The organism is Bacillus sp. LR--39 (assembly GCF_053613335.1).
Genome location: NZ_JBSIOT010000517.1, coordinates 1 through 902 on the forward strand (window position 1 = coordinate 1; position 902 = coordinate 902).

Here is a 902-nt window from a genome sequence, read left to right on the forward strand (position 1 = left end):
GATACCGCACTTTATTATTTGATGCAGATGATACCATCCTTGATTTTCAAGCGGCAGAAGCTTTAGCCCTGCGTTTGCTGTTTGAAGATCAGAACATTCCTTTAACAAATGACATGAAGGCGCAGTATAAAACCATCAATCAAGGTCTCTGGAGAGCCTTTGAAGAAGGTAAGATGACACGGGATGAAGTCGTAAACACGCGTTTCTCCGCTTTGCTCAAGGAGTACGGTTACGAAGCGGACGGCGCTTTGCTTGAGCAAAAATACCGCCGCTTTCTTGAAGAAGGACATCAGCTTATTGACGATGCATTTGATCTCATCTCAAATCTGCAGCAACAGTTTGATTTGTACATCGTGACAAACGGCGTGTCTCACACACAATATAAGCGTCTCCGTGATTCAGGATTATTTCCATTCTTCAAGGACATTTTCGTTTCTGAAGACACAGGCTTCCAAAAGCCGATGAAGGAATATTTCGATTACGTGTTTGAACGGATTCCTCAATTTTCAGCAGAGCACACATTAATCATTGGGGATTCACTGACTGCTGATATCAAAGGCGGACAGATCGCCGGTCTTGATACTTGCTGGATAAACCCTGACATGAAGCCGAATGTGCCAGAGATCATACCAACCTATGAGATTCGTAAGCTTGAAGAGCTATATCACATTTTGAATATCGAAAATACCGTCAGCTGCTAATCAGGCTGACGGCGTTTCTTTCATAAGAGTCTTTTTTCCTCTTGATAAATTCTTCACCTTATGAATAATATGGTGGTATGCTTTGGTTATATATGTAAGGAGGAGACTCAATTGGCTATCGCCGCCCTGTTAAAAGAAAAAACAGTTCAAAAACCAGGCACCACGGTGTATCCGATTTTGATTATTATCGGAATCTGCCAT

The 902-nt window shown here is 42.1% G+C and carries 2 protein-coding genes; both read left to right on the plus strand.

Annotation, left to right across the window (positions count from 1 at the left end):
• A partial coding sequence (locus tag ACWHAR_RS24580; RefSeq protein WP_452088120.1) for a YjjG family noncanonical pyrimidine nucleotidase occupies window positions 1–701 on the plus strand: 701 nt, incomplete at its 5' end.
• Window positions 702–812: 111 nt separating this feature from the next.
• Window positions 813–902: hypothetical protein (locus ACWHAR_RS24585; RefSeq protein ID WP_452088121.1), on the plus strand; the 90-nt coding region annotated here is incomplete at its 3' end.